This is a genomic window from uncultured Caballeronia sp. (assembly GCF_964243625.1).
GTDB lineage: Bacteria > Pseudomonadota > Gammaproteobacteria > Burkholderiales > Burkholderiaceae > Caballeronia.
This window is the reverse complement of sequence record NZ_CAXTGZ010000706.1, coordinates 1-2953: the sequence shown is the minus strand read 5'-3', so window position 1 is coordinate 2953 and position 2953 is coordinate 1. Positions and strand designations below refer to the sequence as shown.

3 protein-coding genes and 2 pseudogenes are annotated in these 2953 nt (G+C 58.4%); 4 read left to right on the top strand and 1 reads right to left on the bottom strand.

The genetic code is table 11. From position 1 onward, the window contains the following. A partial coding sequence (locus ACFFAR_RS29645; RefSeq protein ID WP_375509059.1) for a glycosyltransferase family 2 protein occupies positions 1-401 on the bottom strand: 401 nt, incomplete at its 3' end. 790 nt (positions 402-1191) lie between these two features. On the opposite strand from ACFFAR_RS29645, the pseudogene ACFFAR_RS29640 reads away from it, so the two are divergent. The 4 genes and pseudogenes from ACFFAR_RS29640 to ACFFAR_RS29625 form a co-directional block, all read left to right on the top strand. Next, positions 1192-1572: pseudogene (locus tag ACFFAR_RS29640) on the top strand (transposase family protein); the annotation flags it as partial. Then, the gene (locus ACFFAR_RS29635) at positions 1467-1760 is read left to right on the top strand and encodes an ISAs1 family transposase (RefSeq protein WP_174364822.1); all 294 of its coding nucleotides are present in this window, start codon (positions 1467-1469) and stop codon (positions 1758-1760) included. The pseudogene ACFFAR_RS29640 and the gene ACFFAR_RS29635, both read left to right, overlap by 106 nt. Then, a complete protein-coding gene (locus ACFFAR_RS29630; protein ID WP_174364821.1) occupies positions 1699-2346 on the top strand; it encodes a hypothetical protein in 648 nt (215 codons plus the stop codon). Before ACFFAR_RS29635 ends, ACFFAR_RS29630 begins: the two co-directional genes overlap by 62 nt. Positions 2347-2621: 275 nt before the next feature. Then, a pseudogene (locus ACFFAR_RS29625) lies at positions 2622-2953 on the top strand (hypothetical protein); the annotation flags it as partial.

Genomic DNA, 2953 nt, shown 5'->3' with positions numbered 1-2953 from the left:
AACTCGGTTGCCGTAAGCTGTTTCTCGTACGGGATGCGTGCTTTCGAGAACATCACGCTGTCAGGCTCAATGCCGTCCTTTGGGCATACGAGAATATTGTCCGAGACCATATCCGCCCCGTTCCGCGTCGCCATCCCCAGCAACTGCTCCAGCCGAGACGGGCCATACCGATCGTCCGCGTCAAGCAACGCAATCCAGCTTCCCGTGGCTGCATCGATTGCCACGTTGCGGGCGGCACCGGGGCCGACGTTTACGGCGAGGGTAATCAGCCTGATACGCGGCTCACACATTGCAAAAGCGCTGACAACGGCCGCCGTCTCGTCACTGGAGCAATCATCGACGACGATCACCTCGAAATCCTGCTCGGTCTGATCGATCACAGACTGCAAGGCGGCGATCACGCAGTCCTGTGCATTAAATACTGGCATGATCACTGAGACTAACAAATGTTCGCCTTGCATCTAAAGTGAAAGGGGACGGTGCTCTCGCTGCCTTGATTGTGTGCAGCGTCCATTGCGCGGCAAACCGTTGCTGAAGGTGCAACAACGCTGACGCATGATTGTTGTGCCGCTGAAGTTGTTTAATGTCAAACTTAAACATAAAGATACAATTGCAGGCTGTAGCTATCCTAGTGGCGCGAGTAGCCAGCTGCTTTGATGCGAGCGGTTCAATCAGGCATGAGCGCGCAGAGACAGAACTGCTAAAGGTGAATGCTTTCCCGTCGCAACCTCGATCATGCCGTGCAATTCGCAAGGCGCAGGTGCCCAGCACCAGCATGCGCCGTCATGCCATCGAGCTGATCCCCAGCAATCATACCTTGGCCTGCATGATCCCACCGTGTCCGGGCTGAGCGGTTTAGCGTCAACGTCAGCTATGTGGCGACCGCCAAAAGCCGAGTAGGCAGGTTATCTGCCCCGCATGGTGAGTGGCCCGGGCTTCTATCAATAAACCAAATGGTCAGGCTCCCACGGGAGTCAGGGCTGTTCAACGCTGCTGGGTTGGCTGTATTGAGTTTGGCCTGCCACACATGCGAGGCGAAGTGAGGCGGCTGATCGCAAGAGGGGTATGCGAACCAGAGAATGTCTGACTTCTGCGGCGGCAACTGGGATGGAGGTTGCCATGGCTGTGTTTTCGTCGTTGTTGGATGTACGGGCGGACGTTCCTGATCCGCGCTGAGCGCAGGGACAGCTCTACAAGCTACCCCACGTGCTGCTGTTCTCCATCCTCGCCATCGTGACCGGCTGCAACTCGTATCGTGACATCGTCACCTTCATCGCCGTCCATCGCCGCAGGCTGAATGCCGCGTTCGCATTGCAATGGAAGCGGGCGCCCGCGCACACCGCCGTCCGCTACTTCCTCCAAGGGCTCGACCCGGCTGCGGTGGAAGTGCCTTTCCGTCGCCACGCGGCCCTGCTGCAGGCGGTACGCGCCACGCCAGGGCAGGGCGGAGTTGCCCAAGGTTCCGCGTGCGAAGCACGTGGAATGGCAACGAAGGGAGCATCGCGCTCGATGGCAAAACGCTGCGCGGCAGCTTTGACAAATTTCACGACCACACCGCCGCTCAGGTGCTGAGCGCGTTCGCCACCGAGACCGCGCTGGTGCTCGCGCACATGGATATTGCCGAGAAGTCCAATGAGATCCCGGCGGCGCAGGCGCTGTTGGCCGAACTCGGCGTGGCAGACGGCGCTATCGTTACACTTGACGCGCTGCACTGCCAAAAGAACATTTCGACATCGCTGCAGCGGTCAACGTTGCTCTGATCGTCGGGGTCAAGGACAACCAGCCGACCCTGCACCAGCAAATCCAGGAGGTCTCGGCCACCACGGCGCCGCTCGGGTCTGTCCACAACCGCGACAAGGGCCGCAACCGGACGAATGCCGCACCGTCACCATCTTCGATCCCGCCAACAAGCTGGCCGACACCGACTGGCAGCCATATGTCGTCGCCATCATCCGGGTCGAGCGCAGCGTCTACACCCGCAACGCCAAGACCGGGCTGCTACGCCATTCCACCGAGACGGCCTTCTACGTCGCGAATACGCGGGTGACTGCAACCCGCGCTGCCGAGGCCGTCCGTGCGCACTGGAAGATCGAGAACACTTCCCATTACAGCCGCGACGTTACCTTGGACGAAGTTGCTCAAGGTTCCAGCTGCGATAGCGGGTGGAATAGCGACGGAGGGGAAGACCGCTCGCGCATCCGCACCAACCCCGGCGTGTTTGCCCATCTGCGCAGCTTGGCCTTCAACATCCTTAAAGCCAACCAAACCGACACGCTTGGCTTGGACCGCTACCGCGCCGGTCTCGCAGGCATCAAAAACCTGCTCAAAATGCTTGCCGTTCCATAGCGTTGAACAGCCCTGGGGTTGATAGCTTTCAGGGCGTTCTGGTGAGGCAAACCTAAGTCCGCCGAAATCGTCCAATCAAACAGTCGGGCCGTCAAATACGTTTCAATTTCAATAGAAATGAATATTGTGAATTTGATGGTAGAATAATACCGCGAAGCGAGACCAGTTCGGTTTTATGGCATAAGCTGCAGCACTTATCCGTCTTGGTATCGATATCCTACGCGTCAAAGTCTACTAAGCGTAGGAGATGATCGTATTTCTATGGAGAGCGCTTCTTGGACGATGAGAACACGATTGGCTATCAAAGTCACTTGCGTCTGCAAACCGCAGTGGCTCGGTTCGGGGAGCTCGCACTGGTCTCAGACGACCTGGATGAAATTTTGACTGAGGCGTGCCGTTTGGCGGGAGAAGCTCTCGGCACCGACCTCGCTAAGGTTGTGGAGATGCAAGCCGACGGCAAAACGCTGTTTGTCCGCGCTGGGGTCGGCTGGGGCCCGGGCGTCATCGGCAAGGCGACCGTCACGGCCGAACACGATACCTCGGAAGGTCATGCCTTGCGTACTGGTGAGCCGATGATTTCACCTGACATCGCAACCGAGACGCGCTT